General features: G+C 42.7%; 15 protein-coding genes. 3 read left to right on the top strand and 12 right to left on the bottom strand.

Going from position 1 to position 16,533, the window contains the following annotated elements; translation table 11 throughout:
* Positions 1 to 36: 36 nt before the first annotated feature.
* The 12 genes from B5F34_RS07405 to tsaD all read right to left on the bottom strand — a co-directional run bounded on the left by B5F34_RS07405 (position 37) and on the right by tsaD (position 9,143).
* Positions 37 to 1,125: a hypothetical protein gene (locus tag B5F34_RS07405; protein WP_087336732.1), complete on the bottom strand. Its 1,089-nt coding sequence runs from the start codon at positions 1,123 to 1,125 to the stop codon at positions 37 to 39.
* 10 nt (positions 1,126 to 1,135) lie between these two features.
* Positions 1,136 to 2,005, bottom strand: coding sequence for a DUF58 domain-containing protein (locus B5F34_RS07400; protein WP_087336728.1), 870 nt, complete (start codon positions 2,003 to 2,005; stop codon positions 1,136 to 1,138).
* A 12-nt stretch (positions 2,006 to 2,017) separates the two neighbouring features.
* Positions 2,018 to 3,013, bottom strand: a complete 996-nt coding sequence (locus B5F34_RS07395; protein ID WP_087336725.1) for an AAA family ATPase — start codon at positions 3,011 to 3,013, stop codon at positions 2,018 to 2,020.
* A 186-nt stretch (positions 3,014 to 3,199) separates the two neighbouring features.
* A complete protein-coding gene (locus B5F34_RS07390; RefSeq protein ID WP_087336722.1) occupies positions 3,200 to 3,844 on the bottom strand; it encodes an HU family DNA-binding protein in 645 nt (214 codons plus the stop codon).
* Between the two features lie 90 nt (positions 3,845 to 3,934).
* Positions 3,935 to 4,207: an HU family DNA-binding protein gene (locus B5F34_RS07385; RefSeq protein ID WP_087336719.1), complete on the bottom strand. Its 273-nt coding sequence runs from the start codon at positions 4,205 to 4,207 to the stop codon at positions 3,935 to 3,937.
* A gap of 32 nt (positions 4,208 to 4,239) precedes the next feature.
* Complete coding sequence (gene rimO / locus B5F34_RS07380; RefSeq protein WP_087336717.1) at positions 4,240 to 5,550, bottom strand: 30S ribosomal protein S12 methylthiotransferase RimO; 1,311 nt, start codon at positions 5,548 to 5,550, stop codon at positions 4,240 to 4,242.
* A gap of 1 nt (position 5,551) precedes the next feature.
* Positions 5,552 to 6,511 (bottom strand): signal recognition particle-docking protein FtsY, encoded by a 960-nt coding sequence (gene ftsY / locus B5F34_RS07375; protein ID WP_087336713.1) that lies wholly within the window; start codon positions 6,509 to 6,511, stop codon positions 5,552 to 5,554.
* Between the two features lie 150 nt (positions 6,512 to 6,661).
* Positions 6,662 to 6,820: a DUF4295 domain-containing protein gene (locus B5F34_RS07370; protein WP_010537996.1), complete on the bottom strand. Its 159-nt coding sequence runs from the start codon at positions 6,818 to 6,820 to the stop codon at positions 6,662 to 6,664.
* A gap of 20 nt (positions 6,821 to 6,840) precedes the next feature.
* Positions 6,841 to 7,029 (bottom strand): 50S ribosomal protein L33, encoded by a 189-nt coding sequence (rpmG, locus tag B5F34_RS07365; RefSeq protein ID WP_087336710.1) that lies wholly within the window; start codon positions 7,027 to 7,029, stop codon positions 6,841 to 6,843.
* Between the two features lie 20 nt (positions 7,030 to 7,049).
* Entirely contained in the window at positions 7,050 to 7,310 is a 261-nt protein-coding gene (rpmB, locus tag B5F34_RS07360) for a 50S ribosomal protein L28 (RefSeq protein ID WP_087336707.1), read from the bottom strand.
* A gap of 251 nt (positions 7,311 to 7,561) precedes the next feature.
* Complete coding sequence (locus tag B5F34_RS07355) at positions 7,562 to 8,035, bottom strand: CinA family protein (protein WP_087336704.1); 474 nt, start codon at positions 8,033 to 8,035, stop codon at positions 7,562 to 7,564.
* A gap of 88 nt (positions 8,036 to 8,123) precedes the next feature.
* On the bottom strand, positions 8,124 to 9,143 hold the full coding sequence (tsaD, locus tag B5F34_RS07350) for a tRNA (adenosine(37)-N6)-threonylcarbamoyltransferase complex transferase subunit TsaD (protein ID WP_087336700.1): 1,020 nt from the start codon (positions 9,141 to 9,143) through the stop codon (positions 8,124 to 8,126).
* Between the two features lie 143 nt (positions 9,144 to 9,286).
* On the opposite strand from tsaD, the gene B5F34_RS07345 reads away from it, so the two are divergent.
* The 3 genes from B5F34_RS07345 (at position 9,287) to B5F34_RS07335 (ending at position 16,358) form a co-directional block, all read left to right on the top strand.
* Positions 9,287 to 13,873, top strand: a complete 4,587-nt coding sequence (locus B5F34_RS07345; RefSeq protein WP_087336697.1) for a translocation/assembly module TamB domain-containing protein — start codon at positions 9,287 to 9,289, stop codon at positions 13,871 to 13,873.
* 252 nt (positions 13,874 to 14,125) lie between these two features.
* Positions 14,126 to 15,493: a S41 family peptidase gene (locus B5F34_RS07340; RefSeq protein ID WP_087336694.1), complete on the top strand. Its 1,368-nt coding sequence runs from the start codon at positions 14,126 to 14,128 to the stop codon at positions 15,491 to 15,493.
* A gap of 268 nt (positions 15,494 to 15,761) precedes the next feature.
* A complete protein-coding gene (locus B5F34_RS07335) occupies positions 15,762 to 16,358 on the top strand; it encodes a DUF4251 domain-containing protein (RefSeq protein ID WP_087336691.1) in 597 nt (198 codons plus the stop codon).
* The last annotated feature ends 175 nt before the right edge of the window (positions 16,359 to 16,533 follow it).

The following is a 16,533-nucleotide window of genomic DNA, read 5'->3' as shown; positions in this document are numbered from 1 at the left end:
ACATTTATATATTGAACGTCATCTATTCATATACGGTCAGGCAAAATAATTGTACAACTCCGAGACCACATATATGATAGAACCTATCAAAACTACCACTAACACTAAAATACCTGTTCCCAACAGCAGCTTGGTACGCAAAGAACGTTTTTCTACGATAGTTATTTCAGTGGGTTGTGGCTTGGCATTTGGATCTTCATTTTCCTTCGTTTCATTAATGAAATCAATGGCATTAATAAGATTTGCGTCATTTTCATTCATCATCGGATTATGCTTGGCAAACTTAACCAAGTCTGCTGTCTGAAATAAAATCCGTAAATCGGCTAACGCTTCCTTATCATTATTTTCCATCAGTTTATCAATGATTTCTGATGAAGTCATTTCCAAAGCATTAAAACCGAAACGTTCCTTAATATAAGTGCGCAAAGCATCGGTCAATTCGGTATAATATTCCTTGGGATGTCCCTTCTGCCAGATTTTTTCAGATTTAATGCGTTCTATCTCTTGCATTGCTATCTGGTGAGGTGGCAGCTTCGGCTCGACTTTTATCTTTCGAATAATAGGCTTATTATCTCGAATGCGTTTCACAAGGAATATCAGCAATAAAAGGAATGGCACAAACAAAAGCACTGCAGCTATCGTTATATACCAATCTTCCCATGCAAAGGGGGCACTCATTACACTTTTCGGTCCGAAATATTGCTCCGGATTATTGGGGTCTAAAGGTACATTGACAGAATATACTTTCAATGCCAATGCTTTAGAGTAATAAGGCTTGTTATCTACCAAAACCTCCATCGGGGGCAAATAGTAAAGAGCCGAATCGAAAGAGGTTATTGTATAGGTTTGCGATATGACAGCTCGTTGACCATTGTTCAGCAACTGCGTATCTGGCTTGGCAACATCCAGCACCTCTACTCCACGCACCAATGTATCCGGATAAACAGGGAAAATTGCCCGTTTATCCGCATCAAGGGTTACTTGAAGTTTAATTTTAGCTTGTTCTCCGATGAAGATCTGTAAAGAGTCAATTGTGGCATCAACAAGAACAGATTGAGCCATAACTCTTTGTCCTCCCAAGAAGGCCAAACATACAATAAGAAATAGAATGCTTTTCTTTTTCATTCTTTCATTTTTAATTTCGTTTCGCAAACAAGTTCATCAGCGCCTTCACATAATCCTGGTCTGTACGCACCGAAACATTGTCTACATTGCTCTTTGCAAAAGATTCACTCAACTCTACCTGACGCTTCAGCCACCATTCACGGTGAGCCTTACGTACAGCTTTCGATGAGGTATCAATCCACTGTTCATGACCGGTTTCAGCATCTTTTATTTTCATCAGACCTACTGGAGGAAGTTCTTCCACCCGACGATCATATACCTGAATAGCCACGACATCATGCTTGCGGTTAGCTATCGTCATTGCATTCCTAAAACTTTCCTGATCGATAAAATCTGACAAAATAAAGGCAGTACAACGACGTTTCATTACGTTAGTCAGATATTCTAACCCCATACGGATATTGGTCCGTCGGCTCTTTGGTTGGAAATCAAGCAATTCACGGATAATAAAAAGAATATGTTTTCTCCCTTTCTTTGGAGGTATAAACTTTTCTATTCGGTCGGAGAAGAAAATGACCCCAATCTTGTCATTATTCTGAATAGCGGAAAAAGCCAAAGTAGCTGCTATTTCCGTAACCATATCTTTCTTCATCTGCTTGACCGTTCCAAATTCCAGACTTCCGGAAACATCCACCAACAACATCACTGTCAATTCACGCTCTTCTTCAAACACCTTCACGTAAGGCTTGTGGAAACGGGCAGTTACATTCCAGTCTATATCACGTATGTCATCACCAAATTGATATTCACGCACTTCAGAAAAAGCCATTCCTCTGCCTTTAAAAGCAGAATGATATTGCCCAGCAAAGATATTGTTGGACAATCCACGCGTTTTAATCTCAATCTGGCGAACTTTCTTCAATAACTCAGTTGTTTCCATTCACTTTAGACATCAAGGCACTTCTACTTTATTTAAGATGCGGCTTACAATTTCGTCTGAAGTCAGATTATCCGCTTCAGCTTCATAAGTCAATCCAATACGATGGCGCAACACGTCATGTGTCACGGCACGTACATCTTCAGGAATAACATAGCCACGTCGCTTGATAAACGCATAACTCCGCGCGGCCAAAGCCAAATTAATGGAAGCACGGGGCGACCCTCCAAAGCCGATCATGCCTTTCAAGTCTTTCAGATCATACTTTTCGGGATAGCGAGTAGCAAAAACGATGTCTACAATGTATTTTTCAATCTTTTCATCCAAATAAACCTGATGTACAACCTTTCGGGCCTCAATGATTTCATCAGCTTTCAAAATAGGTCTGACTGTATTCTTCTCCCCGCTGATATTCTGACGAATAATTTGCTTCTCTTCTTCCAATTTGGGATAATCGATTACGACTTTCAGCATAAAACGATCCACCTGAGCTTCAGGAAGCGGATAGGTACCTTCTTGTTCTATCGGGTTCTGAGTAGCCATTACTAAAAAAGGTTCAGGCAAAGGGAAGGTTTCATTGCCAATAGTAACCTGACGTTCCTGCATAGCTTCCAACAAAGCACTCTGTACTTTGGCTGGTGCACGGTTGATTTCATCAGCCAGCACAAAATTGGCAAATACAGGTCCTTTCTTCACAAGGAAAGTTTCATCCTTCTGGCTATATATCATAGTTCCTATTACATCGGCAGGCAACAAATCGGGAGTAAACTGAATTCGGCTGTACTGTGCATCAATTAATGACGCTAAAGTTTTAATGGCCAAAGTTTTCGCCAATCCTGGAACACCCTCTAACAATACGTGTCCGTCAGATAATAATCCTATCAATAAAGATTCCACCAAATGCTTTTGTCCAACAATGACCTGGTCCATACCGGCAGTAAGATTGGTGACAAAAGCACTTTGCTTTTCAATTCGCTCATTCAGTTCACGAATGTCAACTATTTCAGCCATAAATAATTATGTTTTTAATTGTTCTATTTTTGATTATAATTGTTTTTTCTGATTCCAAAAGTACGGCAATAAATTAACCATTCCAACTAATTTTCATTAAAAAACAATGCAAAACCTTTAGATTAAACTACTTTCAGAGTGTTTAGGATTTATGCAGGTACTTCGTTTTTCTTTCCCAATTCCCTATTATATGTATATAAATAGCACAATAAGTCCTATCAGGACTGCAATCAGGCTTACAATCACACATATAGAGAACACCCGCTTTAATGCCCACCGATGCAAGTGCGAGAAAAAGAAATGTGACTGAGAATCTTCAGCATGCACTGTTTCTTCTGTAACATCCCCTACCCTCTTATGTGCTTCGTCCGATTTCCTTTCCGGCATATCAGATTTGGAAAAGCTTTCGGGAAGATTCTCAAAGTGAACCATATTGTTTTCTTCAGCTTCCTCACCGGTATCCTTCAGTTCATCGACAGAGCCGATGTTTTTCTCTTCAAAAGTTGTGTTTTCATTTAAAATAACCGTCTCAAAAATAGCGAAAGGCTGATTAATAGTATCCTTCAGGAGTGCATCTGGCGTGAAAGATATTTTAGTGTATCCTGGAATTTCAAACCGCTCTTTAGTTTGAATATTCACACTCTCACGAGATTCCACTTCTATTAATTTGAAAACCCCAAATCCTTTAATCTTTAAGTATTTGTCAGTCTCAAGAGCTTCTCCTATCAAAGCAAAAAACTCCCGAACAAAATTCTCGGCTTTTTCTTTTTCCAAGCCACGTTGTTTGGCAAGAATAACCGACAAATCTTGTATGTTGAGTTTCTCATTCATAAGAAGCGATTATTTTTTTGTTGAAAGTATATATAAATTATGTACCAAGCGAGGGATTCAAAGTACACAGAGTCTATAGAAAGAAACCTGTTACTTAAATTTGTCTTTCAAAGAAGCACTGGGCTTGTATGATAACACAAGCTTGGGAGGCACCAACATTCGCTGCTTGGTAAGCGGACTTACCGAAATGCGCTCAGCCTTTTTCTTCACCTCAAAAGTCCCAAATCCTTGGATATAAATAGTATTTCCTTCTACCAATTGCCGTGTCATCTCTATCAACAAGGTAGATATCAGATCAGTCGTTTCTTTTAAGGGTGTACCTGTCTTTCTGGCAAGTTCTGATGTAAATTCCTTATTATTCATACGCTATATTTCTAAATTAATTGCTGAATGACCTACTTTTTACTGGATACATGACCATATAAATCAAAAACGTCAGCACCGATTATTTTTACCGGATAAAATTCACCTATCTGTAGCGTGGGAGAACTTGCCCGTTCAATCAAAATTTCAGGATCCACTTCTGGGGAGTCGTATTCACTTCGTCCGACATAATACTCTCCTTCCACACGGTCAATGATAACCTTTAGCTCTTTACCCACTTTAGCCGAGTTAAGCTCTGCAGAAATGCCTTCCTGAATAGACATTATCTCATCCAAGCGCCTCTCCTTTATCTCAGTAGGAATATCATCTGCATAATGGAGAGCGGAATAAGTTCCTTCTTCTTCCGAATATGCAAAAGCCCCCATACGATCAAAACGAACTTTGCGAACAAATTCTTTCAGTTCTTCAAAATCTTCTTCTGTTTCACCAGGAAAGCCTACCATCAGCGTCGTTCGCAAGTGAATGCCGGGTACTTCACGGCGGAATTTCTCAATCAGTTGATAAGTTTCCTCCTGCGTTACATTGCGATGCATGCGTGTCAGAACATTATCACTGATATGTTGCAAGGCTATATCCATATACTTGCAGACGTTTTCCCGGCTACGCATTACTGCAAACAAACTTTCTGGGAAATGGGCCGGATAGGCATAATGAAGCCGAATCCACTCTACTCCCGGTATATCAGCCATGCGGTTAATCAAATCAGGCAAAGCCTGCCTTTTATATAAGTCTACACCATAATAAGTCAATTCTTGCGCAATGACCTGAAATTCCTTTACCCCTTTAGAAACCAAGTATCTGACCTCTTCCAGAATTTCTTCCTCCGGCCGTGAGACATATTTGCCGGTAATAATGGGAATGGCACAATATGCACAAGTGCGATTACACCCTTCTGAGATTTTCAGATAAGCGTAATGGTGCGGGGTGGTTAATACGCGTTCTGTGTGAAGTTTGGTGTCGTATGCCTTCCCTAACTCATGCAACAGGTCTGTCCAGTCAAATTTTCCGTAATACTTATCCACTTGTGGAATTTCAACAGAAAGTTCTTTCAGGTAACGTTCCGAGAGACAGCCCATCACATACAATTTCTGAAGCCGCCCTTCTTCCTTAGCCTGTGCAAATTCCAAAATCATATTAATAGACTCTTCCTTCGCATCGCCGATAAATCCACAAGTATTGATAACGGCAATCTCACCTTGAGGGTTCTCGGCATCATGGGTTACCTGATATCCCGATGCTTCTAGTTGCCGCATCAAACGCTCTGAATCAACCAGATTTTTAGAGCAGCCCAAAGTAATAATATCTATTGTCTTACGCTTCATTTCACTTATTTTCTCCGAATAGCGAATCAACAAATTCTTTTTTACGGAAGATTTGCAAATCCTCCATTCCCTCTCCTAAACCGATATACTTTACGGGAATCTTAAACTGGTCTGATATACCAATCACAACACCTCCTTTGGCCGTTCCATCCAGTTTGGTTACAGCCATGGCGGAAACTTCCGTAGCTAATGTAAATTGTTTGGCTTGTTCAAAAGCGTTTTGTCCGGTAGAACCGTCAAGAACCAATAATACTTCCTGCGGGGCATCGGGCATTACCTTTTTCATGACATTCTTTATCTTAGTCAGTTCATTCATCAGCCCCACTTTATTGTGCAATCGGCCGGCAGTATCGATGATGACCACATCGGCATGATTGGCCACAGCAGAACTTAGCGTATCAAAAGCAACAGAGGCCGGATCGGATCCCATTTTCTGTTTCACTACGGGGACTCCTACTCGTTCGCCCCATATTACCAACTGCTCTACAGCAGCAGCTCGGAACGTATCGGCAGCCCCCAGGTATACCGATTTCCCTGCTTTTTTAAACTGATAGGCCAGTTTTCCGATAGTAGTAGTTTTTCCTACCCCATTCACACCTACTACCATGATGACATAAGGCGGGTTGGCAATGGGTGCTTCGAAATCATCAACATCTCCAGAATTATTCTCGGCCAATAAAGCTGCAATTTCCTCACGCAAGATTCTGTTCAACTCTTGCGTATTCATGTATTTGTCGACTGCTACTCTTTTTTCAATGCGCCCTATGATTTTCAACGTGGTTTCTACCCCTACGTCCGATGTAATCAGCACCTCTTCCAAGTTGTCCAGCACCTCATCATCCACCTTGGATTTTCCTGCTACAGCACGGGCTATCTTACCAAATACACTTTCTTTGGTTTTCGACAAGCCCTTATCCAAGGTTTCTTTCTTTTCCTTTGAGAAAAAACTAAATATACCCATATCGTGATTATTTATTTCAAGACATTATGCTACAAAGATATACAAAACCAACGAGAAAATGAAAAGTAACTCTTTATTTTATAGACAAAACTCCCCTTATCAGCCATCCAGCCAATAAGGGGAGTTATATCAGGCATTCAAATGCTCTTTTTATTTCTTGAAAAAGTCCTGAACTTTTTCGTTGGCTACCATTTGTTCGTCAAAAATATAGGCACCGGTTTTCGGAGATTTGACCATCTTGATAACCTTAGTATATGCACGGCCTTCTTTCGAACCTTCGTGCAAGCTTGCTACTGTTTTCTTTGCCATGACAGGTTAATATTTTGATATTACTTAATTTCCTTATGAATTGTCACTCTTTTCAAAATGGGGTTGTATTTTTTCAACTCCAATCTTTCAGTTGTATTCTTTCTGTTTTTCGTAGTGATATAACGAGAAGTACCCGGCATGCCGCTGTCCTTATGTTCAGTGCACTCCAAAATCACCTGTACTCTGTTACCTTTAGCTTTCTTTGCCATTTTCGTAGTCTCCTTTTATTTTAGCCGATAACTTTAATGCTTTTCCAATCACAATAGCCCTTAGCTACTGCATCTTTTAAAGCTGCATCCAAGCCTTTCTTGTTAATAATACGCAAGCCGTTAGCGCAAATGCTAAGGCTAATCCAGCAATCTTGTTCTACATAGTAGAATTTCTTCTTAAACAAGTTCACATCAAAAGTTCTTTTTGTTCTTCTTTTAGAATGTGAAACGTTGTTGCCAACCATGGCTTTTTTTCCGGTAATTTGACAAATCTTCGACATCTCTATCTTTTTTTATAGTTTCTATCTATTGCTTATTTCAAACAGAGCGCAAAGTAAGCACTTTTATTGTTAATACACAAGTTTTTCCCTCAATAATTCGTTGCAGGATAGTATTTTTCCGATTTTTTTTGAAGAATATGCACTTTTCTTCCTCTTACCTGCCCTTCCTCAAACACAGCATCTCCGTTTTATCAACTTCTGAAATTGAAGTTGTTCCTGTTTCTGCCATTTTGAGAGAACAAAGAAAAATATTACCTTTCTTCCAACAACCTACTTAACAGGAGCAGGGCATTATGAACCGTTTTCTTTACATTTTCCGCTCTTCCGGCATCCCCTTCTTCTTTTTCGGTTACTATCAGACCGCCACAGGCTACAGCCATCCAAATCGTCCCGACCGGCTTTTCCGGCGTACCACCTCCAGGTCCGGCTATACCGGAAGTAGCTACGGCACAATCGGTTTTCATAGATTCCATCACACCCTGAACCATTTCGATTACGGTTTCGCGACTCACGGCACCGTACTTTTGCAGTGTTTCCGGAGAGACATACAGCATATTCATTTTTACCTCATTGGAATAAGCAACGACTCCTCCTTTGAAGTACTCCGAACTGCCGGGAACAGAAGTTATCAAGGCCGCAATGCTTCCACCCGTACAGCTTTCTGCGGTGGAAAGGGTCATTTTCTTTGCTTTCAGCAATTCTCCAATTTTTTCTTCTAAGCTCATAACTATTATGCACTCTTAAAATCGAACTATGGACATTCCATAAGACAAATTCCTTTAAGATTCATTTGCCCGGCCTGCGAAAAACAAATCAAAGGGCAACGCGAGAAAAAGCCGGTGCTTCCATCGGGCAAAACTCCTTATCCAGGAATTTGAAGTACCCGGTGATGGCTATCATAGCAGCATTGTCTGTAGTATAACTGAATTTAGGGATATAAATATTCCACCCATATCTTTGCGCATGTTCTTTAAAGGCATTCCGCAAGCCGTTATTGGCAGAAACACCTCCGGCTACAGCTACCTCTTTTATATTATATTGCTTAGCTGCTTTCCGTAATTTATCCATCAGTATATCCACTATTGTAGCTTCCAGCGATGCAGCCAGATCCGTTTTATGATGCTCGATGAAATCAGGGTCTTCTTTCATCCAATTGCGCAATGAATATAAAAAAGATGTCTTTAAACCGCTGAAGCTATAATCCAGACCTGGAATGTGTGGTTTGCTGAAGCTGAACGCTTTGGGATTGCCTTGACGGGCCAATTTATCTATAATGGGACCGCCGGGATACCCTAACCCCATAACCTTGGAACATTTGTCGATAGCTTCACCCGCTGCATCATCGATGGTTTGGCCCAGAATCTCCATATCATTATAAGCCTTCACCAATATGATTTGAGAATTTCCTCCAGACACCAATAGGCACAAAAAAGGAAATTCCGGCTGGCGGTTTTCCTCTCCTTCCACTTTAATAAAGTGAGCTAAAACATGACCAGTCAGATGGTTGACATCTATCATGGGAATATTAAGAGCCCTTGCAAATCCCTTGGCAAAAGACACGCCCACCAACAGAGAGCCCATTAAACCGGGACCTCGCGTAAAAGCAACGGCACTTAATTCTTCCTTGCTGACTCCCGCACGTTTCAAGGCTTCATGAACTACGGGAACTATATTTTGCTGGTGAGCACGGGAAGCTAATTCCGGCACTACACCTCCGTATGCTTCGTGTACGGCCTGTCCGGCTACTACGTTCGAAAGCAAATAACCGTCTCTGATAACGGCCGCAGAAGTGTCATCACACGAAGATTCTATTCCTAAAATCAGGGTACTCATAATTATATTTGTATTAAACCTTGCAAAAGTAGTGATAAAAGTAGATTCATAATATATTATTTGCTATTTTTGTTCGCTGATTTATAAAAAATAACTGCGCCATCAAAAAGCTTAAGCGAACCATACGTATTCTAATCGGCATCGTGTTAGGATGTTACATTGGTGCCATTTTATTGCTGAACCTTCCTTACGTGCAGCAACAGGTTTCCGTGCTCCTGTCCGAACAGTTGAGCCGGGCTTTGGGAAGCAAGCTGAGCATAGGCAGGGTTAACCTCGGATTGCTGAATCGGGTAATCGTTGACGATTTGCAGCTGAATGATTTATCCGGAAAGGAAATGCTGAAAGTATCCCGGTTGTCTGCCAAGTTTGACATTTTTCCTCTTTTCAACGGACAGATTTCTATCAGCAACATCCAGTTGTTCGGTTTCAACATAGCATTGGAAAAAAGGACTCCGGAAAGCGAACCCAACTTCCAGTTTGTAATAAACGCATTGGCTTCCAACGACACGGTCAAAAAGGAGAAAGACCTGCATCTGCGCATCAATTCACTGCTTATCAGACGCGGTGAAGTCTCTTATGACGTACTTTCAGCAAAGGATACCCCGGGAAAGTTCAATCCGCAACACCTCCGGTTCAACAATATTATTGCCACCATCTCATTGAAGGCTCTGCAAAACGATTCTATCAACGCTTCCATCAAGCGACTGAGCATAGAAGAACAGAATTCCGGGTTTCATCTGAAGAAACTGAGCCTCAGGTTTGTAGGAAATGAGCAGGGCATGATTGTAGACAACTTCTCCGTCGACCTGCCGCATACTTCTATTCAAACAGACACCATCCACCTTCAATACGACAGCATAGAAGCCTTTAAGGATCCTATGAGAAAACTCCGCTTCTCTTTCCACATGAAGCCGTCGGAAATCGTATTACAGGATTTAGCTCCTTTTCTTCCGTTTTTTTCCTCTTTCAAGGAGCCGTTACGGGCAGAAATCAAGGCAAACGGGCCTTTGGATCAACTGAATTGCCCGCGTTTTTCCATTGCTTCCCCACGAAACCATTTCTATTTGCGGGGAGAGGCATCGTTCCAAGACCTGGCTCACCCAAGCGATGCCTATGTGTTTGCCAACCTCTCTAAATTATATGCCGACCGGGAAGGCATGAGTTTCCTTATGCAAAACCTGAGCAATAATGGGAAGAAACAGCCATCTGTCATTGAGAATCTGGGCACCATCGCGTTTCATGGGGAACTTTCCGGCTATTTCACAGACCTTGTCACGTACGGACAACTGCGTACAGAACTCGGAGTCATCAAGACAGACGTAAAAATCACATCTGACAAAGGAAAAGGAAATTGGGCATATTCCGGGGAGGTAGCCACAGAAGATTTTGAACTCGGAACATTGCTATCCAACAAAAAACTGGGCAAAATCACGTTCAATCTAAACGTAAACGGCAAACACCGCCAGAACCAGTACCCTCAAATCATTCTGAAAGGCTTGGTCGCATCCATTGACTACAGCCAATATTCTTACAAAAACATTACGTTGGACGGGGAATACAAAGAGGGAGGATTCAACGGGCAGGTAGCGTTGGATGACCCTAACGGCTCTGTCAAACTGAACGGTGCAATCAATGTAGCCGGACAAATTCCTACATTCAATTTTTTGGCTACCATAGACCATTTAAAGCCCCACGACTTACAACTGACTCCCCATAAATACCAGCAGGCCGAGTTTTCTGCCAGATTGAAAGCCGACTTCACCGGCGGTTCTATCGACGATATGGATGGTGAAATCAATATCGACAGCCTCTCTTTCACGGCACCGGATAAGAATTATCTTCTCGACAACCTCAAAATCATGGCTATCAGGCAAGGCAAGGAGGAAAAATCACTTGTCATCCGTTCCAATTTTATGGAGGCTCATGTCACGGGCAACTACTCCTATAAAACACTTCCTGCCAGTTTTCTGAACATCGTGCAGAGGTATATTCCGGCATTGGCTCCTTCCGGAAAGAGTTTTAAGGAAGTCAAGTCTGAAAACAATTTCTACTTCGACCTACATATTTATAATACGGATATATTGTCCACTCTTTTTGATTTTCCGGTCAAAGTGTACACGCATTCCACGGTGAAGGGATATTTTAACGATGCGTCCCGCCGCCTGCGGCTCGAAGGCTATTTCCCACGTATGCGCTACCAGAATAAATTTATCGAATCCGGCATGTTCTTATGCGAGAATCCGTACGACCGTTTCCGTACGACTTTAAGATTTACCAACCGGAAAACGAATGGTGCCGTAAATATTTCGCTGGAGACTTATGCAAAGAATGATAGCATAAAGACCATTCTGAACTGGGGAAACAGCAGCGGTGCCACATACAGCGGCCGGCTCTCCACCCTGACCCGGTTTATTCGGGAGCAACAGAATGATACGCTCCATATTGAACGCGACTACCCAAAAACTTCCGAATTCAAAGAAGCGCCACTCAAAACCATTGTGCAAATCCAACCGACGGAAATCATTCTCAACGACACCTTATGGAATATACATCCTTCAGAAGTGATTGTTGATTCGGGGAAAATACATATCAATGACTTCAACTTCTCACATCGGGAACGCCACCTCAGCATAAGCGGTGTCATTTCCAAATCTCCGGAGGATACGATACGGGCAGACTTGCAGGATATTAATATCGGATATGTATTTGACATCGCAGATTTGGGTGTCAACTTCCAGGGAGAAGCGACGGGGCCTGCCCTTGCCAGCGGTGTGCTTGGCAAACCGGTGATGAGCACCGACCTGTTTATCCGGAACTTCGGTCTGAATGAAGGATTATTGGGCGATGCAAACATACATGGGGAATGGCACCACGACGTGAAAGGCATCTACCTGGACGCACGCATCCGCGAACGCGATACGGCACGCACCCGTGTACATGGATTCATCTACCCCATCAAGCCGACCAGTTCCCTTGATTTGCAGATCGAAGCCCAAGGTACCAACATGAAATTCATACACCATTACATGCGGAGCATCACGTCCGATTTTGGCGGACGGGTATGGGGAAATGTACACTTCTATGGGAGGTTTAAAGCCCTGACCATGGAAGGACGCGTGCGTGGGGATGCTTCGCTCAAAGTAGACGTACTTAATACAACCTATTCTATCAAAGACAGTATTTTTATTGCTCCAGATGGCCTGACTTTTGTCAATAACCGTATTCTGGATACGCAAGGGCATCAAGGAAGAGTTAACGGGTATCTGCGTTACCAGCACTTCAAAAACTTAAAGTATCATTTCAACTTCGGGATAAATAATATGTTGGTGATGAACACCACAGAATCACCGGATTTTCCATTCTACGGCACCGTCTACGGAACCGGCAATGCCACGATTGCAGGCAATGCAAACGACGGAGTCAATATTGATGTGGCCATGACAACCAATAAAAACAGTCAGTTCACGTATATCAAAGACAATGTTACGTCGGCCGTAAGCAACCAGTTTATACACTTCGTTGATAAAACCCCGCGAAGGGTTACCCAAGATTCTACCGCTTTATCTGATTATGAGATAGCCCGGCAGGAAATAAAAGCCGAAGAAGAGCAGGGGGATACGGATATTCGCCTGAACTTGCAGATAGACGCCACCCCTGAAGCAACCATGCGTATCATCATGGACCCGATAGCCGGTGACTACATCAGTGCACGAGGTTCGGGCAATATACGCACCGACTTCTTCAATAAAGGTGACGTGAAAATATTCGGTAATTACAAAATAGACCAGGGACTTTACAAATTTAGTCTCCAGGAAGTAATCCGCAAAGATTTCACCATTGACGAAGGAAGTTCCATTTCATTCAACGGATCTCCTTTGGATGCCTTTTTGAATATCAGGGCCAAATACACCGTCAATTCCGCTTCGTTGAACGACCTGATTCCAAACGCTAACGAATATGTCACACAAACCAATGTGAAGGTAGACTGCATTATGAATATTGCCGGTCAGCTGACCTCACCCGACATCAGGTTAGATTTGGAATTGCCCAATGAGCGCGAAGAAGTACAGGCTCTGGTTCGTAATTATATCTCAACAGATGAGCAGAAAAGCACCCAAATTCTATATCTGCTGGGTATAGGCAAATTCTATATGCCCGAAAACTCCGGTACGACCCAGAATTCAGACATGATGTCCAGCATGCTCTCCTCTACCCTCTCCGGCCAGCTCAACAACGCGCTCTCCAACATCATCAACAACAACGACTGGAACATCGGCACCAACTTCAGTACCGGACAGAAAGGATGGACCGACGTTGAATTTGAAGGCATGTTGTCCGGACAACTGCTGAACAACCGGCTGCTCATCAACGGCAATTTCGGATACCGGGACAACCCGCTCTCCAATACTAATTTTGTGGGCGACTTCGAAGCTGAATGGTTAGTAAACCGCTCAGGAGACATCCGTCTGAAAGCCTATAACGAAACCAACGACCGATATTATACCCGCACCAATCTGACTACCCAGGGTATCGGAATCATCTTCAAGAAAGACTTTGAACGGTGGGCAGACCTGATGTTTTGGAAAAAATGGAAGTTGCGCCGGTTGAAAACAAAGCCTGCTTCCAGACTGCAGGAGGTAAAAGCGGATACCCTGATGCAGAGAGCGGACACATTGGTGCAAAAGTCTGATACACTGCTACAAAAGGTGGATATGGTTACAAAAAAGTAACAGCCACTTTCGCCGAAACTTTCCGGATATTTCATTTCTTTCACTCTGATAGCTAAGGAGGCTGTGCCATGTATATAAGGAACGTGCTTCCTATACTTTAGGAACCGCCCTCTTGAATATAGGCAGAATGGCTGAGTGGAAACCGGAAAGAGGCTCAAAAGAAGCTGATTATAAATCTTAAAAGAGGAAAAATTAAACAGGCTCTCATTCTGTCGGTGTAGAATCTCAAGAATTTTATCTAAATTTGCAGGCATGAAGACAAGAAGTATATACATATTATTATTAGGGATGGTTTTGTTGCCGATTTATTTCGGTTCATGTGCCCAAGACCGGTGGGCATTGTATGCGGAAGAAACCAAATCCGACCGCTGGATAGATGACACCATGCGGGTATGGTATTATTGGAATCAAAGCATTCCCAACACGAATGACCTGAACTATTTCCAGGAGCCATTCACCTTTTTTTCTTCACTCCTTTCCGATGAAGATGGAAAGAACGGCACACCTTATTCTACCATCGACAGCCTGATTCCTGCGACACGTAGCATTCCCTATACAGACTATAGTTATGGATTCCAATTTACTACGAACCGGGTCGAAGGCAACGACACGGCCTTGTATGCACATGTCCTTTATGTCGTTCCGGAAAGTCCTGCAGGCGAAATAGGATTGCAGCGCGGAGACTGGATTATGGAAATGGACGGAGAACCGATCACAGAAAATAATTACGGACGTTTGTACGGAGACGGAAGCATGCAGTTAACCATAGGTTATTATGATGCCGAAAACGATACAATCCGCTCTTACAATGACGGGCCGCAGACCATTGCATCGGCACGGAGCATCCAGGACAATCCTATACATTATTATAATATATATCAGTCAGGAGGTAAACAAGTCGGTTATTTGGTGTACAACCACTTCAGTGCGGGCGCCACAGACAGCGGCACAGAATATGACGACGAGCTCCGCTCTGTCTTTCAGCAGTTTGCTTCCGGGCAGGTCGATGAATTCATACTGGATTTGCGCTACAATAATGGAGGCCTGGTGACTTGTGCCCAACTGCTATGCACCATGCTTGCCCCGGCATCGGCACTTGGACAACAGTTGAGCTACTTGGAATACAACAGCAATTTTCAAAGCGTCTCATTACTGCTGGACGAAAACCTGATTCAAAATGGCGCCAATTTGAACTTGTCTACACTTTATGTACTGACAAGCGAAGAAACCGCTTCTGCTTCGGAGATGCTGATAAACTGCCTGCGTCCTTTTATGAACGTAGTACTTATAGACTCCACCACCGTAGGGAAAAATGTAGGCTCTGTCAGCTTCACCAACCCGGAACTTATGCTTACGATGAGCCCAATAGTCTGCAAAATATACAACTCACAAGGAGAATCAGACTATGAAGACGGATTCCAACCCGATGTGTCTATAAATGAAAATGATGACCTGGCCCGCTTCCTGCCCTTTGGCCATCCGAATGAACTGATGCTATCTACAGCTTTAAGTATTATCAGTGGCGAACAGAATCCCACACAGTCATCCCAACTTCGGACTACTGTACAACACAATTCTATAAGCAGAAAGGCGTCACATGCTGTCGAAATAAACAGATAGCAGGCTCCGGGCAACCCTGCCGGATATACAGTCAGACACACGGAAGCAGAAAAATGGCAGGATGAGTGAACAAAGAAGGGGCTGGCATTGTTTTTGTATAAGTAAGGGGAAATGATAAGCAGCTGGTGAAAATCAGTGTTTATGTTGAACCACGGGGCAGGAACCGCAACACCTTACGTTTCCATGCCCTTAATTTGACAAAAATCCATTCTTATCACTTGCTTACCGATAGCAATAATAATAACAGTAATAACCTAAACAGAAAAGTATGAAAAAGTTTATTTCGTCAGCGATGCTGATATTAATGCTGGGTATGATGACATCTACAACAGTGTATGCCCAGGAGAATTCTCAAAGTGAGCAAAGTGACCGCAAGGCACAACGGGATGCGGAACGCGCACGCCAGAAATCTGAAGAAAAAGCCTTGGAGATGGCTTTGTACACAGAAGCATTAAACTCATTAAAAGAAAACCGGTTTGTGGTCGAGGCAGACCAGGTTATCTTCAAAACAGGAGAAAATGCCTATGTCAATTCCAATACAAACTTTGTATTGGTGAACTTAAAGCAGGGAACTGTGCAGGTAGCTTTCAATACCACCGTTGCCGGTCCTAATGGCATTGGTGGAGTAACAGTAGACGGCAGCGTATCGAATGTCAAAATGGAAGTAAACAAGAAAGGCAATGTCTATTATAGTTTCAGTGTCCAGGGCACAGGCGTTTCAGCGCAGGTATTCGTCACAATGAGCAATGGAAGCAACGAAGCCACGGTAAACATCAACCCCAATTTCAACTCACGTACCTTGACATTGAGGGGTGAAGTCATACCTCTGGAGAAATCAAGAATATTCAAAGGCAGAGCGTGGTAATGAGAGGCAGGTATCCGGTGTATGGATTATAATGACAGGAGGCTGTAACTTTTTCGGTTACAGCCTCCTGTCTATTTAAAACACTGAAGCAAAAAGCTTCCAGTGGTGAGTAAGAACTTGTTTAAATTTTGCCCAGTCTTATTTTGAGTACCGTTTCCGAGGATATTTTCCCCGT

The sequence above is a fragment of the Mediterranea sp. An20 genome (assembly GCF_002160055.1).
In the GTDB taxonomy this organism is placed as follows: Bacteria; Bacteroidota; Bacteroidia; order Bacteroidales; family Bacteroidaceae; genus Bacteroides; species Bacteroides avicola.
The sequence above is the reverse complement of the archived record's forward strand: the minus strand, read 5'-3'. Positions and strand labels throughout refer to the sequence as shown.

Coding starts and splice junctions, on each gene's coding strand:
- B5F34_RS07405 (WP_087336732.1), bottom strand. CDS start 1,125: ATGAAAAAGAAAAGCATTCTATTTCTTATTGTATGTTTGGCCTTCTTG.
- rpmB (WP_087336707.1), bottom strand. CDS start 7,310: ATGTCGAAGATTTGTCAAATTACCGGAAAAAAAGCCATGGTTGGCAAC.
- B5F34_RS07370 (WP_010537996.1), bottom strand. CDS start 6,820: ATGGCAAAGAAAACAGTAGCAAGCTTGCACGAAGGTTCGAAAGAAGGC.
- B5F34_RS07335 (WP_087336691.1), top strand. CDS start 15,762: ATGAAAAAGTTTATTTCGTCAGCGATGCTGATATTAATGCTGGGTATG.
- B5F34_RS07385 (WP_087336719.1), bottom strand. CDS start 4,207: ATGAATAATAAGGAATTTACATCAGAACTTGCCAGAAAGACAGGTACA.
- rpmG (WP_087336710.1), bottom strand. CDS start 7,029: ATGGCAAAGAAAGCTAAAGGTAACAGAGTACAGGTGATTTTGGAGTGC.
- B5F34_RS07355 (WP_087336704.1), bottom strand. CDS start 8,035: ATGAGCTTAGAAGAAAAAATTGGAGAATTGCTGAAAGCAAAGAAAATG.
- B5F34_RS07400 (WP_087336728.1), bottom strand. CDS start 2,005: ATGGAAACAACTGAGTTATTGAAGAAAGTTCGCCAGATTGAGATTAAA.
- B5F34_RS07395 (WP_087336725.1), bottom strand. CDS start 3,013: ATGGCTGAAATAGTTGACATTCGTGAACTGAATGAGCGAATTGAAAAG.
- B5F34_RS07340 (WP_087336694.1), top strand. CDS start 14,126: ATGAAGACAAGAAGTATATACATATTATTATTAGGGATGGTTTTGTTG.
- rimO (WP_087336717.1), bottom strand. CDS start 5,550: ATGAAGCGTAAGACAATAGATATTATTACTTTGGGCTGCTCTAAAAAT.
- tsaD (WP_087336700.1), bottom strand. CDS start 9,143: ATGAGTACCCTGATTTTAGGAATAGAATCTTCGTGTGATGACACTTCT.
- ftsY (WP_087336713.1), bottom strand. CDS start 6,511: ATGGGTATATTTAGTTTTTTCTCAAAGGAAAAGAAAGAAACCTTGGAT.
- B5F34_RS07390 (WP_087336722.1), bottom strand. CDS start 3,844: ATGAATGAGAAACTCAACATACAAGATTTGTCGGTTATTCTTGCCAAA.